Raw genomic sequence first — 16,758 nt, 5'->3', positions numbered from 1 at the left:
CTGGGGAGAGGAGATTTCCACATCACGGTGCCGGATAAGTATAAATCCGGTTCACCGCTTCTAACTCTTCAAGAACATCTTCACTCAAGTCCAGATGCAGGCTTTCAAGGTTGGTTTTTAACTGCTCAAGCGTAGTCGCGCCTAAAAGCGTGCTGGCAACAAACGGCTGACGGCGTACAAACGCCAGCGCCATTTGCGCCGGGTCGAGATTATGACGCTTAGCGACATCGACATAAGCTGCAACCGCATGCTGAGTTTGCTCGCCACTGTAGCGTGTGAAACGGCTAAACAGCGTGTTGCGTGCGCCAGCAGGTTTCGCCCCATTCAGGTACTTCCCGGTCAGCGTACCGAACCCCAGGCAGGAATAAGCCAGCAATTCGACACCTTCGCGCTGGGTAATTTCAGCCAGTCCCACTTCAAAGCTGCGATTCACCAGACTGTACGGGTTCTGGATGGTAACGATGCGTGGTAAATCATGCTTTTCAGCCAGTTGCAGGTAGCGCATCACACCCCACGGCGTTTCATTGGAAACACCGATATAGCGGATTTTCCCGGCACGCTGGAATTCGGTCAGTGCTTCGAGTGTTTCCAGCAGAGTGACCGGGACGGCGTTATCGGTCCAGGTGTAGCCCAGTTTGCCAAAGCAGTTGGTGGCGCGTTGCGGCCAGTGAACCTGATAAAGATCGATATAATCGGTTTGCAAACGCTTCAGGCTGGCATCCAGCGCATCACGGATATTGCGGCGATCCAGAATTTGGTTTGGGCGAATGCCGGCATCATTGTTGCGGCTCGGGCCGCTGACTTTGGTGGCGATAACCAGCTTTTCACGATTAGCGCGCTGCTTTAACCAGTTACCGACGTAGGTTTCTGTTAGCCCCTGGGTTTCCGGGCGAGGTGGCACCGGGTACATTTCTGCCACATCAATGAGGTTTACGCCCTGATGGACGGCGTAATCAAGCTGTGCATGAGCGTCGGCTTCGCTATTTTGCTCACCAAACGTCATGGTTCCCAGCCCTAGCGTACTTATTTCAAGAGAGCTGTGGGGGATACGGTGATATTGCATAGCCGCTTTCCTTATTCTTCTGACTTATCAGCCAGGCACGCGCCCGACAAAAAATGGACTATAAACATGGCAGAGGGGAAGCAAAAGCGGAAGGGGGTAAACGAAGAAAAAGTGTGACAGGCCAGCGAGGCGCTGACCTTTATATGCTGGATTTATTAACGTTCGATAATTTGTGAAACATCATCGCGGTTGATCTGCATCTCATTGCCTTGCTGATCGCGATAACTCACTAAACCCGTGTCATCATCGACCTGCGGTTTTCCGTCAGTCAGAATCATACGGCCATCTTTGGTTGCCATCACGTAATCGCTGCTACAACCTGAAACCGCAAATGCCAGACCGACAGCGGAAATTAGAACTGCCCATTTTTTCATCATTATTCGCCTCGTGTGGTATGGAATGACATATATAGTCTAGTAATAACTCGACAAAGCGCAGAAGGTAAGCAGTAAATTCTTAAAAGAAACAGAGGGGAAGCGAGAGCGCCTCCCCTGAGACGGTTAAAGCGGGTTCTTTTTGTTGCGGATAAGATTCAGTGTTTCTACGGCAATTGAGAAGAACATCGCAAAATAGATGTAGCCTTTCGGCACATGAATATCGAAGCCTTCCAGAATCAGCGTAAAGCCGACCAGCAACAAGAATGACAGCGCCAGCATTTTCACCGAAGGGTGGCGTTCTACAAAATCACCAATCGATTTAGCAGCAAACATCATGACCATCACCGCAATCACAACCGCTGCCATCATAATAAACAGATGATCGGACAGGCCTACTGCGGTAATCACCGAGTCCAGGCTGAAAATAATATCCAGCAGCATGATTTGCACGATAGCGCCGAAGAAAGAGTGAACGTTTGTTTTTAGGCTCTCTTCTTCACCTTCAATGGACTCGTGAATCTCTTTGCTCGCCTTCCAGATTAAGAACAACCCACCCAATGCCAAAATAAGATCGCGTGCCGAGAATTCATGGCCCATTACGGAAAACAGCGGGTGAATTAAGTGCGTCATCCAGGCGATAGACGCCAGCAAGACCAGACGCATTATCATCGCCGCGCCGAGCCCAAGACGGCGTGCTTTAGCCTGCTGCGCTTTAGGCAGCTTCGCCACAACAAGGGAGAGGAAGATGATATTGTCGATACCCAGTACGATTTCGAGAATCGTCAGAGTGCCTAGCGCCATCCACGCGTTAGGATCGGTAACCCATGCAAACAACATTTAAAGCCCTGCCAGAAATTATAAAACGCCAATTATAAACGCGAGCTTAACGCAGGACACAAATTAATTGGTGCTACAACGAGAAATGATTAGCCAGCAAAGCGGCGGTAAAGTTCTTTTTCAGGTAAAAACCGCGAGGTAACGTTAGAATCGGTGCGCCATCTGCCCCGATGGCATCGGTTAGCGCCTTGCTGTTAGCCGCTTTTGGGCGCAACTGTAGCACTTCACCATGACGGGCCGTAATGCGCTCAACTTGCCCGAGCACAATCAAATCCATCAACTCTTCCCAATCCATGCGTAACTGTTGCTCTTCTTCTTCGGACGGCGCCCACAGCAACGGTGTGCCGATATGCCGCTCAGCAAGCGGGATTTGCCGTTCACCTTCGACAGGGATCCACAATACGCGTTTCAATTTGTGGCGCACATGGCTGGTTTCCCAAACCACTCCGGTGTTACCGGTGAGTGGCGCAACACAGACAAACGTGGTTTCCAGCGGGCGACCGAACCTATCCACCGGGATAGTTTTAAGCTCAATCCCCAATGCGGCGAAATCTTGCTCAGGTTTGCTTCCGGCGCTGGCACCCAGCCAAAGTTCAAGCAAGACGCCGATCCAACCTTTGTCGCGCTTAAGATCGTTTGGGATCGACAAGTTGGCCAAAGCCGCTAACTCACCCAGCGTAAAGCCGGCCAGCTTCTGGGCCTGGGCCAGTAAAATCTGTTCATTTTCTGGAGGGTTAAGTAGTGGACGTAGAGCTTGCATTGTGCCTGGCTGTTGATCGGTTAAAAAATAAGCGTGGTTTACCCACAGTGTGGAAATAGTTTAGCGTGTCGGGGATAAGAATGACAATCTACTGATTTTGAATCATTTTTATCGATTAAAATTGTCATATCCGAATCCTGCAAAAACCTTTTCCCATTCTGGTCACCGGGAATGAACAGGATCTTACACCGGGTTATCCACAGAAAAATGGGATAACTGGTAAAAAAGCTCACTACTGGTTCGATTTACAGCCTTGACTGGGGGGTAAAACCCATTTTTTCACCAGATTGTGACTAACTTGTTGGCACATTCTGTGGATAAAAACGTCATTGGTCGATCTTTCATCAATGGAAGATCTTCATATGTGATGATCATCACACTACTGGGCTGTGAGAGAATTAATGTTTATTTATTTCATTGAAATTAATGAATATTTTATTTGTGCTTTGAAAGCGTATTTTAGAGTTATCCTAAGTTGTCCCGAGAGTATTAGGTAGTTCTTCACAGTTATATCCACAGAAAAAGTGAATAAACTGCCGGTTCCAAATCCACTAATGTTTATAACTCGGTCAAATTTTGTGAGTTATTCAAATGTTATTCCTTCAGGCAACCGTTACACAGTGGTTTACCGTCTAGCGCTTGTATGAAACAATCGCCCTAATCTAAGTTTGTTTTGAGGTAGTCCGGTGATCGATGATGATGGCTACCGCCCGAATGTTGGTATCGTAATCTGTAATCGGCAGGGTCAAGTGATGTGGGCCAGGCGTTTTGGTCAACATTCCTGGCAGTTTCCGCAAGGTGGCATCAATCCTGGCGAATCCCCGGAACAGGCAATGTACCGGGAACTTTTCGAGGAAGTGGGGTTACAGCGAAAAGATGTCCGAATACTCGCCTCGACCCGAAACTGGTTACGTTACAAGTTACCTAAACGTTTGGTGCGTTGGGACACAAAGCCGGTTTGTATCGGCCAGAAACAAAAATGGTTTCTCTTGCAGTTGATAAGCAGCGATAACGATATCAATATGCAAACCAGCAGTACCCCAGAGTTTGATGGCTGGCGCTGGGTCAGCTATTGGTATCCGGTTCGTCAGGTCGTCTCGTTTAAACGCGATGTGTATCGTCGGGTGATGAAAGAGTTTGCAAGCGTCGTAATGCCGCTACAGGAAGTTACGCCACCACGTAATAACGCGCCTGCATGGCGACGTAAAAGAGGTTAATTCACGCGAAAAATGCTCACCCGTTTGCGAGAAATAGTCGAGAAGGTTGCCAGCGCCCCGCGCCTCAATGAGGCGCTGGATATTCTGGTTACAGATATCTGCCTTGCGATGGACACCGAGGTATGCTCGGTTTATCTCGCAGATCATGACCGGCGTTGCTTTTACCTGATGGCGACGCGTGGCCTTAAAAAGCCGCGTGGTCGAACCATCACCCTCGCATTTGATGAAGGCATTGTCGGGCTGGTAGGGCGCCTTGCAGAGCCGATAAACCTTGCCGATGCGCAAAAACACCCAAGTTTTAAATATGTTCCCGCTGTAAAAGAGGAGCGTTTCCGCGCGTTTCTCGGGGTTCCTATTATTCAGCGACGCCAATTGTTGGGCGTGCTGGTGGTTCAACAGCGTGAACATCGTCAATTCGATGAAAGCGAGGAGTCCTTCCTCGTCACACTCGCCACTCAAATGGCCGCCATTCTTTCTCAATCACAGTTAGCCGCGTTGTTTGGCCAATATCGTCAGACACGAATTCGGGCATTACCTGCATCGCCAGGGGTGGCGATTGCCGAAGGTTGGATGGACTCGACGCTCCCATTAATGGAGCAGGTATCTGAAGCGTCAACGCTTGATACCATACTTGAGCGTGAGCGCCTGACCGCTGCCCTTGAAGAGGCTTCCAATGAATTTCGTCGCTACAGCAAACGCTTTGCGGCGGGAGCGCAGAAAGAAACGGCAGCAATTTTTGACCTCTATTCACACCTGTTAACCGATGCCCGCCTTCGCCGTGAATTGTTCGACGAAGTCGATAAAGGCTCGGTTGCAGAATGGGCGGTTAAAAAAGTCATCGAAAAGTTTGCGGAACAGTTCGCAAGTTTAAGTGACAGCTACCTGAAAGAACGAGCGGGCGATTTGCGCACGCTGGGTCAGCGTTTGTTATTCCATCTCGATGACACCATTCAAAGTCCCAATACCTGGCCTGAACGTTTTGTATTGGTGGCGGATGAGTTATCCGCAACGACACTTGCCGAACTTCCGCAAAATCGCCTTGTTGGGGTGGTGGTGCGCGATGGTGCGGCAAACTCCCATGCTGCAATTATGGTGCGGGCGCTCGGCATTCCAACCGTTATGGGCGCTGATATTCAGCCTTCAGTGCTGCATCGCCGCACATTGGTTGTCGATGGTTATCGTGGTGAATTGCTCGTTGACCCGGAAACGGTGTTGTTGCAGGAATACCAGCGTCTCATCACCGAAGAGAACGAACTGACTCGTCTGGTTGAAGACGACGTTGATAGCCCTGCCGCGCTGAAAAGCGGCGAGCGCGTCCAGGTCATGCTGAATGCGGGTCTTAGCCCGGAGCATGAGCAGCAACTTGGCGGCCGTATCGATGGAATTGGTCTGTATCGCACCGAAATTCCCTTTATGCTGCAAAGTGGTTTTCCTTCAGAAGAAGAACAGGTTGCCCAATATCAGGGCATGTTGCAGATGTTTAACGAAAAACCGGTCACGCTGCGAACGCTTGATGTCGGTGCCGATAAACAATTGCCGTACATGCCTATCAGTGAAGAAAACCCGTGTCTGGGCTGGCGAGGCATTCGCATCACGCTGGACCAACCGGAGATTTTCCTGGTGCAAGTGCGTGCCATGCTGCGTGCCAATGCTGCGACCGGCAACCTGAGCATTCTTCTGCCGATGATCACCAGCATTGACGAGATTGATGAAGCGCGTCGCTTGATTGACCGTGCGGGGCGTGAAGTGGAAGAGGTGCTCGGTTATGAACTGCCTAAACCGCGTATTGGAGTGATGGTTGAAGTTCCTTCCATGGTCTTTATGCTGGGGCATCTTGCCAGCCGCGTTGATTTCATCTCGGTTGGCACCAATGACCTTACGCAATATTTGCTGGCAGTTGATCGTAATAACACTCGCGTGGCAAGCCTGTACGATTCTCTGCATCCGGCAATGCTACGAGCGTTGAACCATATTGCCAAAGAAGCGGAACGTAACGGGATCGATCTTTGTTTATGTGGCGAAATGGCAGGTGACCCAATGTGTGTGGCACTGCTGGTTGGCATGGGCTATCGCCATTTATCGATGAACGGCCGTTCGGTGGCTCGCGTCAAATATCTGTTGCGCCACATTAGCCTCGAAGAAGCACAACTTCTCGCCCAGCGCAGCCTTGAGGCGCAGCTTGCGACAGAAGTGCGCCATCAGGTCGCGTCCTTCATGGAACGTAGAGGGATGGGTGGGTTAATTCGCGGCGGGCGCTAGGTACCTGGCCCATCAGGCATTACACATCTTTTACAAGATCCTCGACTTAACCCTTGAGCCCTTTGTGCTATGATCCGCTCCCTTCGGAGCGCATCTGCACAGATGCGTACTTGCAACCCATCGTCTATTTTCGATGGGGTAACAATGGTTTGTGGTGACAGATGAATAGTGGCTATCTGCATTTCCCTGAATTTGACCCGGTGATTTTCTCCATCGGGCCAGTCTCTTTGCACTGGTATGGTGTGATGTACCTGGTCGGCTTCGTGTTCGCCATGTGGCTTGCAGGTCGTCGTGCTAATAAGCCAGGCAGTGGCTGGACGAAAAACGAAGTCGAAAACCTGCTGTATGCGGGCTTCCTTGGGGTATTCCTCGGTGGGCGTCTTGGTTATGTCTTCTTCTACAATCTGCCATCTTTCCTGGCCGATCCACTCTACCTGTTTAAAGTGTGGGACGGCGGCATGTCCTTCCACGGCGGCCTGGTCGGTGTCATCTGCGTAATGATATGGTTTGCGCGCCGAACCCATCGCTCCTTCTTCCAGGTTTCTGATTTCATAGCGCCACTGATTCCATTTGGCCTGGGCGCGGGTCGCCTTGGTAACTTTATCAATGGCGAGCTGTGGGGTCGTGTTGACCCGAACTTCCAGTGGGCGATGCTGTTCCCTGGTTCCCGCAGCGAAGATATCGGTCTGCTGGCGACTCACCCTGAATGGCAGTCGCTCTTTAACACCTACGGTGTTTTGCCGCGCCACCCATCTCAGTTGTATGAAATGGTTCTGGAAGGCATCGTGCTGTTCATCATTCTGAATCTGTTTATCCGTAAACCACGTCCGATGGGGTCTGTATCTGGCCTGTTCCTGATTGGTTACGGTGCGTTCCGTATCATCGTCGAATTCTTCCGCCAGCCAGATGCGCAGTTTACCGGTGAGTGGGTGCAGTACATCAGCATGGGGCAAATCCTTTCGATTCCGATGATTGTCGCTGGTGTGGCAATGATGGTTTGGGCATATCGCCGTCGCCCCCAGCAACAGCTTTCGTGAGGAAACATGAAACAGTATCTTGATTTGATGAAACATGTGCTGGAAAACGGCACGCCAAAAGATGACCGTACCGGTACCGGCACATTGTCGATTTTCGGTCATCAGATGCGCTTCAATCTGCAAGATGGCTTCCCACTGGTTACCACTAAGCGTTGCCATTTACGTTCCATCATTCATGAGCTGCTGTGGTTCCTGAAAGGTGAGACTAACGTTGCTTATCTGCATGAAAATAATGTCTCCATCTGGGACGAATGGGCGGATGAAAACGGCGATTTGGGGCCTGTGTACGGTAAACAGTGGCGCTCATGGGCAACACCTGATGGCCGCTATATTGATCAGCTGACCACCGTAATTAACCAACTGAAAAACGATCCCGACTCACGCCGTATTATTGTTTCGGCGTGGAACGTGGGTGAGCTGGATAAAATGGCATTGGCTCCTTGCCATGCGTTTTTCCAGTTCTACGTAGCGGATGGCAAGCTTTCCTGCCAGCTTTATCAGCGTTCATGCGATATCTTCCTCGGCCTACCGTTTAATATCGCCAGCTACGCTTTACTGGTGCATATGATGGCGCAGCAATGCGAGCTGGAAGTGGGTGATTTTGTCTGGACAGGTGGTGATACTCACTTGTATAGCAATCACCTTGAGCAGACTCGTTTGCAATTAACTCGTGAGCCACGCGCATTGCCGAAGCTAGTAATCAAGCGCAAACCAGAATCACTGTTTGATTATCGTTTCGAAGATTTTGAAATTGAGGGTTACGATCCTCATCCGGCAATCAAAGCTCCAGTCGCTATCTAACGGTTAATAACCTGCCATAACCGGTGCCCTATGTGCGCCGGTTTTTTTTTCCTCAATTTCGGCTTTACGAGCCTGTTTCCAGTAGTTCTGCAATTCTACGCAACAATAAAACTTCCCTTCGAGAAGCCTCGAGAAACGAGTTATTGCTGCTGGCGCGTAATTTCGCAGCTGGCACACTCCCACCATGAAAACAAAACAGTCTGGCTTCAGCCTGATAGAAATGATGGTAGTCATTGTCATTGTCGCAATGCTCAGTGCTGGCGGCGTCTACGGCTGGCAACAATGGCAGCAACAGCAGCGCTTGCGGATAACCACTCAGCAGATTCGACATTTACTTGAACAGTTACGCAGCGATGCAAACTGGAACAATCGCGACCATTTGCTTGCGGTGAAGCGCTCAGGAAAATCGTGGTGTCTGGCAAGCAAACTCAATGCAGGGAGTATCTGTAACGCAAGTCAACGCTGGTCATTGCTACAACCATTTGCTGATGTCGATATTGCAGATACCACGCCGGGGATGGGGTTTTACGGGCTTAGGGACACAGCGTGGCCGGGTCATATCACGTTACAAAGCTCTGCCGGAAAGTGGCGAGTTATTCTTTCAACGCAGGGAAGAATTCGCGTCTGCGAAGTTAAAGGGAACAACAAATGCAGCTAAACCAACAGGGCTTCACAATACTTGAAACGCTTATTGCCATGGCCTTGAGCAGTCTTGTTTTGCTTGGGGCCGGGAGGCTATTTCCAGTGCTCCAGCAGGCGGTATTACTACAGTATCAGAAAGAGACACTGCAAGAATCGCTCTGGCAACTGGCATTTAGTGTAGGCAAACAGCTTCAACGCGCGGGCTATTGTCATGGAAGTTGCCAGGGTGAGGGGCTGGTTATACGTAAAGAGGGCGAGTGTGTCTTGTTGCAATGGGACAATAACAGCAACGGACGCTGGGAACCGTCTGGCCATAATGAAACTGAATTAACCGGTTTTAGACTTAATGGTAACAACCTCGAAGCTTTGCGCGGTGCTTCCAGTTGTGAAGGCAGTGGTTGGGAAAAAATCTCCGATCCCGCATCAATGATGATACAAAAATTCTCTGTAACCCGACTGGCTCGCCACTCACTGCCACCGTTGCTAGCTATCGAGCTGGTTGCCGCTTTTAAAAAAGAGCAAATCCCTGTGTCTTTGCGCCATATCGTTGTCGGTTATAACCTGTGAATGGGCAATCAGAGAAAGGTAACGCTACCCTGGGCTTTGTGCTGCTGTTGTTTGCCTTAGGAATATTAATGCTAAGCGGGTTGCAGCAGCAGCTAAATCAACAGCGCTACCTGGTTGCAAGCGAAATAGGGTTTCTTAAACAATATGCTGCCGCTGTGTCAGCACAGGCCTGGGGTAGTCAGCTATCCTGGACGTCGACACCAACCTGGGAGTGCCAGCACCAGTCACACCAGGGCTGGAATGCTTGCATACTAACTGTGGGGAAAAATGAATTTCTGATGGCGGCTTACGGGAATTTTCCGGGGCAACAATCACCAGTAACTCTTTGGCTGTGGGGTTCGTTGGAGAACTCACGTTGGATATCAACTCCCCATGGTTGGCTCGACTTTTGCCCTTTAACGGATGCTTCCCGATGCCAGTTACCCCAATGAAATCAAGACAGCGCGGCTTTAGTCTGATTGAAGTGCTGTGTGCTATGGCGCTGTTTTCGGTCGTTATGCTGGCATTAATGGGCTACCACCGTGTTCTCCAGCAGGGTTTTCAGTCGCAATGGCAATTCCGCCAGCTCTGGCGCTTAGCTGTAGAAATGGGGGAACCTGAATCGCCTCTGCCCACAAATGAATGGAGAGTCAGCCAGCAGCAGACATCGACGGCAGGATGTGTCAGCATCAATGTTATTATTACCAGCCCTGTCGGGCGTACCGGGCAGTTGTCGCGGTTGCATTGCTCGCAGAAAGAGAAAAGTCAGGAGTAGCGTTTCTATGTTGCGTGTTTACCATTCCAATCGACTGGATGTGCTGGAAGCAATTATGGAGTTTATTGTGGAAAGGCAACCGCTGCCTGACCCTTTTGAACCCGAGGTTGTCCTGGTGCAAAGTACCGGTATGGCGCAATGGCTGCAAATGACGCTGGCCCATAAATTTGGTATCGCGGCTAACATCAGTTTCCCACTTCCGGCGAGCTTTATCTGGGACATGTTTGTGCGCGTACTGCCAAATATTCCTGAGCAAAGTGCTTTCAACAAGCAAAGCATGAGCTGGAAGTTAATGACGCTCATCCCGACGATGCTGGATCAGCCTGAATTCGCTTTGTTAAACCAATATCTGGCAGAAGATGAAAATGGCCGAAAACTCTCTCAGTTAGCCTCAAGAATTGCAGACCTTTATGACCAATACCTGGTTTACCGCCCAGGTTGGTTAAGCCAGTGGGAGAAAGGCGAACTGGTTGATAACGTGGGCGAGGCCCAGTTATGGCAGGCTCCGCTGTGGGCTGCTTTGGTTCGCCACACGCAAGAGCTTCGGCAACCTGAATGGCACCGTGCAAACCTGTACCAACGTTTTATTAACGCTCTGGAATCAAGTAACGAATGCCCGCAAGGTTTGCCTGCCCGAGTCTTTATTTGTGGTATTTCAGCCCTGCCTCCGGTTTATCTTCAGGCATTACAAGCACTGGGTAAGCATATTGACGTGCATTTGCTGTTTACTAACCCGTGCCGCTACTACTGGGGTGATATTAAAGACCCTGCTTATCTTGCGCGCTTAATTAGCCGCCGGCGTCGTAGCCATGGGCATCAAGGTATTACTCTTCCGTTGTTTAAAGATAGCGACACGGCGTCTTCATTGTTTAATGAAGACGGTGAGCAAGATATTGGCAACCCGTTGCTGGCCTCGTGGGGAAAATTAGGACGCGATTACACGTTCATGCTTGCTGAGATGCAACGCTTTGAAGAAATTGATGTTTTCGTTGATATCGAACCAGACTGTTTATTGCGCAGTTTGCAGTACGATTTACTTGAGCTGCAAAACAATGCGGTGACAGGTTTGACGCAGGAAGAGTTCGAGCATAGCCACAGCAAAAGAATCCTTTCACTGGATGATAATTCCGTCGCTTTCCATCAATGCCATAGCCCTCAACGTGAAGTCGAAGTGTTGCACGACCAGTTGCTGGCGATGCTTGATGCTGACCCAACCCTTACCCCGCGCGATATCATCGTGATGGTGGCGGATATTGACAGCTACAGTCCGTTTATCCAGGCGGTATTTGGCAATGCAGTAGCGGAGCGTCGGTTACCATTTGCGATTTCCGATCGCCGGGCAAGACAAGCGCACCCGGCCCTACAGGCATTTATCTCCCTGCTTTCACTTCCTGATAGCCGTTTTGCTGCGCAGGATGTTTTGGCTTTGCTTGAAGTTCCCGCACTGGCTGCTCGCTTCTCAATCAATGAAGAAGGGCTACGCTACTTGCGCCAGTGGGTGAATGAATCCGGAATTCGTTGGGGTATTGATGACGACAATGTCCGTGAATGGGATCTCCCGGCAACCGGGCAACATACCTGGCGCTTTGGTTTAACGCGCATGCTGTTAGGTTATGCAATGGATAGCCAGGCGGGTGAATGGCAGTCAGTTCTTCCATACGATGAATCAAACGGTTTAATTGCCGAACTGGTTGGGCAATTGGCAGATCTGTTAATGCAGCTCAATAAATGGCGGTATGAGCTTACCGTTGCGCGTCCGCTGGCTGAGTGGACTTCCGTTTGCCGTGACATGCTAGCCAGCTTCTTCCTGCCTGATATCGAAACTGAAGGCGCACTGGCGCTGATTGAGCAGCAGTGGCAAGAAATCATTAAATACGGTCTGGAGTCGTGTTATCAGGAAAATGTTTCCCTGATGCTGTTACGTGATGAACTGGCACAGCGCCTCGACCAGGAGCGCATCAGTCAGCGATTCCTGGCAGGGCCGATAAACTTCTGCACCTTAATGCCCATGCGTTCTATCCCGTTCAAAGTGGTTTGTTTGCTGGGGATGAATGATGGCGTTTATCCACGCACGCTGGCTCCGCTCGGGTTTGATCTTATGAGCCAGAAGCCGCAGCGCGGCGACCGTAGCCGCCGTGACGATGACCGTTACTTGTTCCTCGAGGCGCTCAACTCCGCGCAAGCGCGTTTCTATATCAGCTATATCGGGCGTTCCATTCAGGACAACAGCCAGCGTTACCCTTCAGTGCTGGTAGATGAGTTATTAGATTACATCTCCCAAAGCCATTGCCTGGCGCAGGACACAGAACAAACCTGCGACGAAAGCAGCGAGCGTGTAAAAAGGCATCTGGTGCAACTGCATCACCGCACTCCATTTGAAGCCGGGAATTTTGTCTCTGGCGCATCTGTGCAAAGTTATGCCTATGAATGGCTACCTGCCGCAAGCGAGCAAGGCCAAGCACAAACCCCGTTTATTCAGCCACTTGAAGACAAAACACATGACGTTATCACGTTGGATCAATTGCAACGTTTCTGGCGCCATCCTGTCCGCGCTTTTTTCCAGATGCGTCTGGGCATTAACTTCCGTCTTGAAGAAACCGAACTGCCTGATGCGGAACCTTTCACCTTAGATAGCCTTGAACGTTTCCAGATGAACCAGGAATTGCTCAATACGCTAGTTCAGGAAGGCGACACGCAGCTGCTATTCAGCCGCTATCGGGCTGCGGGGATATTACCGTTTGGCGCATTCGGTGAAATTTTATGGGAAACCCAGTTAACAGAAATGGAAGAACTGGCGCAAAAAGTGAGAGCCGAGCGACAAAATGGCACCAGCCAGGAAGTCTCGCTCCAGATAGACGGAACAAGTCTGGAAGGTTGGTTGTCGGATGTGCAGGCCGATGGTTTGCTGCGCTGGCGACCGTCGATCCTCAATTCGGCGCATGGATTACAACTGTGGATTGAGCATGTTGTGTGGTGTGCAATGGGAGGAGAAGGAGAAAGTCGTCTGTATGGGCGCGATTCTACTGAGTGGAAATTCCCGCCGATGGATATTGAACAGGCGAAAAGCTATCTCCAGCAACTTATTGATGGTTATCGGAAAGGATTGGTACAGCCATTGCTATTGCTTCCAATAAGTGGAGGGGCATGGATAAAAGCTTGTTACGAACCCGCGAATGATGCCATTTTATGGGATGAGCAAACGCAACAGAAAGCCAAAAGTAAGCTGTTGGCGGCCTGGGAAGGGAATCAGCGAGTCGACGGGGAAGGCGCCGACATGTGGCTGCAACGCCTGTATCGAACGCTCGAGCCTGACTACTACGACGCGATAATCAGTGAAGCCGAGCGCTATTTACTGCCCCTGTTTCGCTTCAATAAAGCTTAAAAGAATTGTATAAAAATTGCACAATCCGGCAGGTTCATCTATTATGCGCAGCTTGCTCAGGGTTGGCGAAAAAAGAAACAACGACAATGACAGATTGTTTTAAAAGTTGTTAATGATGAGTAAGTTAGTGAATGAGGTTCGTTAATGCCTAAATGCAGCACTTGGTTAAAACCGCTTTTCTTGTTAGTCGCTCTTTGGGCACCATTAAGTCAGGCAGATACGGGTTGGCAGCCTATCCAGGAAACAATCCGTAAAAGCGAAAAAGACAATCGCCAGTACCAGGCAGTACGCCTTGATAATGGTATGACGGTTCTGCTGGTTTCTGACCCGCAAGCTGTTAAGTCATTGTCTGCATTGGTTGTTCCAGTGGGATCGTTAGAGGATCCGAACGACCATCTCGGCCTTGCTCACTATCTTGAACACATGACACTGATGGGTTCTAAAAAGTATCCAGAGCCTGACAGCCTGTCGGAGTTTCTCAAAAAGCACGGTGGCAGCCACAATGCCAGCACTGCAACCTACCGCACTGCGTTTTACCTCGAAGTGGAAAACGATGCGCTGGAAGGGGCGGTAGATCGCTTGTCGGATGCTATCGCTGAGCCGAACCTTGCGCCTGAGTACGCTGAACGTGAACGTAATGCGGTCAACGCAGAGCTGACGCTGGCGCGTGCTCGTGACGGTATGCGCATGGCGCAAGTCAGTGCCGAAACCATCAACCCAGCTCACCCTGGTTCACGTTTTTCTGGCGGCAATCTGGAAACACTGCGTGACAAACCGGGCAGCAAACTGCTGGATGCGCTGGTGGCTTTCCGCGATAAATACTATTCCGCAAACTTGATGAAAGCGGTTATCTACAGTAATAAACCATTGCCTGAACTGGCAAAAATTGCGGTAGAAACCTACGGCCGGGTGCCCAATAAAAACATTGAACGTCCGGTGATTGATGTACCAGTAGTGACCGATGCGCAAAAAGGCATTGTGATTCACTACGTGCCAGCATTACCGCGCAAGGTCGTGCGTGTTGAATTCCGCATCGACAACAATAGCGATAAATTCCGCAGTAAAACGGATGAGTTAATTGGCTATTTGATTGGTAATCGCAGCAATAATACTCTTTCAGATTGGCTGCAAAAACAGGGTCTTGCTGACAGCATTCGCGCTGATTCCGATCCGTTAGTCAACGGTAATAGCGGCGTATTTGCTATTTCGGTGTCGTTAACAGACAAAGGCCTTGCACAGCGTGATGAAGTGGTTGCGGCAATCTTCAGTTACTTGAATAAGCTGCGCGAAAATGGCGTTGATAAAAGCTATTTCGATGAGCTTGCCCATGTTCTGGATCTCGATTTCCGTTACCCATCAATTACACGCGATATGGATTATGTCGAATGGCTGGCAGACACCATGTTACGTGTACCGGTCGAACATACGCTGGATGCGGTTAATATCGCGGATCAATACGATCCCGCGGCGATTAAATCTCGGCTAGATATGATGACGCCGCAGAACGCGCGAGTCTGGTATATCAGCCCGAAAGAACCGCACAACAAGACGGCATATTTTGTTGAGGCCCCTTATCAGGTCGACAAAATTACACCACAAGTCTTTGATGTCTGGAAGCAAAAAGCGGCGGCCATCAAGCTGGAATTGCCACAATTAAACCCGTACATTCCTGACAATTTTACGTTGGTTAAACCTGATAAAACTTACGCGCATCCTGAACTGTTGGTAAAAGAACCAGGGTTACGCGTGTTGTATATGCCAAGCCATTACTTCGCGAGCGAGCCTAAAGCTGACGTGACCATGGTGCTGCGTAATCCGCAAGCGATGGATAGTGCTAAAAACCAGGTGCTGTTTGCTCTCAATGATTATCTGGCTGGAATTGCGTTGGATGAATTAAGCAATCAGGCCTCAATCGGCGGAATTGGTTTCTCGACTAATGCTAATAGCGGGTTGATGGTTAACGCCAACGGTTACACACAACGTTTGCCGCAGCTTTTTGAAGCGTTATTAAAGGGCTACTTCTCTTACACGCCAACGCAAGAACAGTTGGATCAAGCGAAGTCCTGGTATGCCCAGATGATGGACTCGGCAGATAAAGGAAAGGCTTACGATCAGGCGATTATGCCGGTGCAAATGATCTCACAGGTGCCGTATTTCCAGCGTGAAACTCGTCGTGCTCTGTTGCCGGCGTTAACGTTGAAAGACGTGCTCGATTACCGCGATGGTTTAAAAACCAATGCTAAACCTGAGTTTTTAGTCCTCGGTAATATCACCCCACAGCAGGCTACAGACCTGGCGCATGGGGTGCAAAGCCTGCTCGGGACTAAAGGCAATGAATGGTGCCGCAACAAAGACGTGCTGGTGGATAAACAACATTTATCCATGTTTGAAAAAACCGGCAGCAGCACCGATTCCGCATTAGCAGCTGTATATGTGCCCAAAGGTTTCGATGAAACCGTGAGTACCGCTTACAGCTCAATGCTGGGGCAAATTATTCAACCGTGGTTCTACAACCAGTTGCGGACTCAGGAACAGTTAGGGTACGCGGTGTTCGCATTCCCGATGTCTGTGGGGCGCCAGTGGGGCATTGGTTTCTTGTTGCAAAGTAATGACAAGCAACCGGCCTATTTGTATGAACGATTCAAAGCGTTTTACCCAACAGCCGAGAAAAAGCTGCGTAGCATGAGCGTGGAAGATTTCGCGCAAATGCAGCTGGGAATGATCAGTGAAATTATGCAGGCTCCGCAGACCTTGTCCCAGGAAGCTTCGCAGCTGAGCAAAGATTTTGATCGTGGAAACATGGACTTTGATTCGCGTGATAAAGTAGTCGCCGAAATTAAAAAGCTGACTCCACAAAAACTGGCTGATTTCTTCCATCAGGCTGTTATCGAACAACAGGGAATGGCGGTACTGTCGCAAGTTTCTGGTAGCCACAATGGTAAAGCAGACTATGCCGCTCCGGATGGTTGGAAAACCTGGAAGGAGGTCAGCGCTCTGCAACAATCACTGCCGCTCGTAGATTCAAAGTGATAGCAGCTAAAATACCTGCAACTTGAAAGACA

Annotated in this window: 14 protein-coding genes; 10 read left to right on the top strand and 4 right to left on the bottom strand. The window is 50.0% G+C overall.

Annotated elements, in window-relative coordinates; all coding sequences use genetic code 11:
- Positions 1-22: 22 nt before the first annotated feature.
- From AC0IWZ_RS16740 to mutH, 4 genes are all read right to left on the bottom strand, one after another.
- Complete coding sequence (locus AC0IWZ_RS16740; RefSeq protein ID WP_034498074.1) at positions 23-1,063, bottom strand: NADP(H)-dependent aldo-keto reductase; 1,041 nt, start codon at positions 1,061-1,063, stop codon at positions 23-25.
- Between the two features lie 155 nt (positions 1,064-1,218).
- Positions 1,219-1,437, bottom strand: a complete 219-nt coding sequence (locus tag AC0IWZ_RS16735; protein ID WP_034498072.1) for a YgdI/YgdR family lipoprotein — start codon at positions 1,435-1,437, stop codon at positions 1,219-1,221.
- Between the two features lie 126 nt (positions 1,438-1,563).
- A complete protein-coding gene (locus tag AC0IWZ_RS16730; RefSeq protein WP_034498070.1) occupies positions 1,564-2,277 on the bottom strand; it encodes a TerC family protein in 714 nt (237 codons plus the stop codon).
- A 73-nt stretch (positions 2,278-2,350) separates the two neighbouring features.
- Positions 2,351-3,037: a DNA mismatch repair endonuclease MutH gene (gene mutH, locus AC0IWZ_RS16725; RefSeq protein ID WP_034498068.1), complete on the bottom strand. Its 687-nt coding sequence runs from the start codon at positions 3,035-3,037 to the stop codon at positions 2,351-2,353.
- Between the two features lie 686 nt (positions 3,038-3,723).
- On the opposite strand from mutH, the gene rppH reads away from it, so the two are divergent.
- From rppH to ptrA, 10 genes are all read left to right on the top strand, one after another.
- The gene (gene rppH, locus AC0IWZ_RS16720; RefSeq protein ID WP_034498067.1) at positions 3,724-4,254 is read left to right on the top strand and encodes an RNA pyrophosphohydrolase; all 531 of its coding nucleotides are present in this window, start codon (positions 3,724-3,726) and stop codon (positions 4,252-4,254) included.
- Between the two features lie 12 nt (positions 4,255-4,266).
- Positions 4,267-6,513 (top strand): phosphoenolpyruvate--protein phosphotransferase, encoded by a 2,247-nt coding sequence (ptsP, locus tag AC0IWZ_RS16715; RefSeq protein ID WP_034498065.1) that lies wholly within the window; start codon positions 4,267-4,269, stop codon positions 6,511-6,513.
- Positions 6,514-6,674: 161 nt separating this feature from the next.
- Complete coding sequence (lgt, locus tag AC0IWZ_RS16710) at positions 6,675-7,550, top strand: prolipoprotein diacylglyceryl transferase (protein WP_034498063.1); 876 nt, start codon at positions 6,675-6,677, stop codon at positions 7,548-7,550.
- Positions 7,551-7,556: 6 nt separating this feature from the next.
- Positions 7,557-8,351, top strand: a complete 795-nt coding sequence (thyA, locus tag AC0IWZ_RS16705) for a thymidylate synthase (protein ID WP_034498061.1) — start codon at positions 7,557-7,559, stop codon at positions 8,349-8,351.
- A gap of 184 nt (positions 8,352-8,535) precedes the next feature.
- Positions 8,536-9,009: a prepilin peptidase-dependent protein gene (locus AC0IWZ_RS16700; protein ID WP_034498059.1), complete on the top strand. Its 474-nt coding sequence runs from the start codon at positions 8,536-8,538 to the stop codon at positions 9,007-9,009.
- On the top strand, positions 9,000-9,560 hold the full coding sequence (locus tag AC0IWZ_RS16695; RefSeq protein ID WP_034498056.1) for a prepilin peptidase-dependent protein: 561 nt from the start codon (positions 9,000-9,002) through the stop codon (positions 9,558-9,560). The genes AC0IWZ_RS16700 and AC0IWZ_RS16695 overlap by 10 nt, the downstream gene beginning before the upstream one ends.
- A gap of 68 nt (positions 9,561-9,628) precedes the next feature.
- On the top strand, positions 9,629-9,991 hold the full coding sequence (locus AC0IWZ_RS16690; RefSeq protein ID WP_081908423.1) for a DUF2509 family protein: 363 nt from the start codon (positions 9,629-9,631) through the stop codon (positions 9,989-9,991).
- On the top strand, positions 9,973-10,314 hold the full coding sequence (locus AC0IWZ_RS16685) for a prepilin-type N-terminal cleavage/methylation domain-containing protein (protein ID WP_034498054.1): 342 nt from the start codon (positions 9,973-9,975) through the stop codon (positions 10,312-10,314). Before AC0IWZ_RS16690 ends, AC0IWZ_RS16685 begins: the two co-directional genes overlap by 19 nt.
- A gap of 7 nt (positions 10,315-10,321) precedes the next feature.
- Positions 10,322-13,696, top strand: a complete 3,375-nt coding sequence (recC, locus tag AC0IWZ_RS16680; RefSeq protein ID WP_471678891.1) for an exodeoxyribonuclease V subunit gamma — start codon at positions 10,322-10,324, stop codon at positions 13,694-13,696.
- 144 nt (positions 13,697-13,840) lie between these two features.
- A complete protein-coding gene (gene ptrA, locus AC0IWZ_RS16675; protein WP_471678892.1) occupies positions 13,841-16,726 on the top strand; it encodes a pitrilysin in 2,886 nt (961 codons plus the stop codon).
- Positions 16,727-16,758: the final 32 nt, after the last annotated feature.

Source organism: Buttiauxella sp. AC142 (genome assembly GCF_979253435.1).
The sequence above is the reverse complement of the archived record's forward strand: the minus strand, read 5'-3'. Positions and strand labels throughout refer to the sequence as shown.

Coding starts and splice junctions, on each gene's coding strand:
- AC0IWZ_RS16700 (WP_034498059.1), top strand. CDS start 8,536: ATGAAAACAAAACAGTCTGGCTTCAGCCTGATAGAAATGATGGTAGTC.
- ptsP (WP_034498065.1), top strand. CDS start 4,267: ATGCTCACCCGTTTGCGAGAAATAGTCGAGAAGGTTGCCAGCGCCCCG.
- AC0IWZ_RS16690 (WP_081908423.1), top strand. CDS start 9,629: ATGCTAAGCGGGTTGCAGCAGCAGCTAAATCAACAGCGCTACCTGGTT.
- AC0IWZ_RS16730 (WP_034498070.1), bottom strand. CDS start 2,277: ATGTTGTTTGCATGGGTTACCGATCCTAACGCGTGGATGGCGCTAGGC.
- AC0IWZ_RS16735 (WP_034498072.1), bottom strand. CDS start 1,437: ATGAAAAAATGGGCAGTTCTAATTTCCGCTGTCGGTCTGGCATTTGCG.
- AC0IWZ_RS16695 (WP_034498056.1), top strand. CDS start 9,000: ATGCAGCTAAACCAACAGGGCTTCACAATACTTGAAACGCTTATTGCC.
- AC0IWZ_RS16740 (WP_034498074.1), bottom strand. CDS start 1,063: ATGCAATATCACCGTATCCCCCACAGCTCTCTTGAAATAAGTACGCTA.
- AC0IWZ_RS16685 (WP_034498054.1), top strand. CDS start 9,973: ATGCCAGTTACCCCAATGAAATCAAGACAGCGCGGCTTTAGTCTGATT.
- ptrA (WP_471678892.1), top strand. CDS start 13,841: ATGCCTAAATGCAGCACTTGGTTAAAACCGCTTTTCTTGTTAGTCGCT.
- mutH (WP_034498068.1), bottom strand. CDS start 3,037: ATGCAAGCTCTACGTCCACTACTTAACCCTCCAGAAAATGAACAGATT.
- recC (WP_471678891.1), top strand. CDS start 10,322: ATGTTGCGTGTTTACCATTCCAATCGACTGGATGTGCTGGAAGCAATT.
- thyA (WP_034498061.1), top strand. CDS start 7,557: ATGAAACAGTATCTTGATTTGATGAAACATGTGCTGGAAAACGGCACG.
- lgt (WP_034498063.1), top strand. CDS start 6,675: ATGAATAGTGGCTATCTGCATTTCCCTGAATTTGACCCGGTGATTTTC.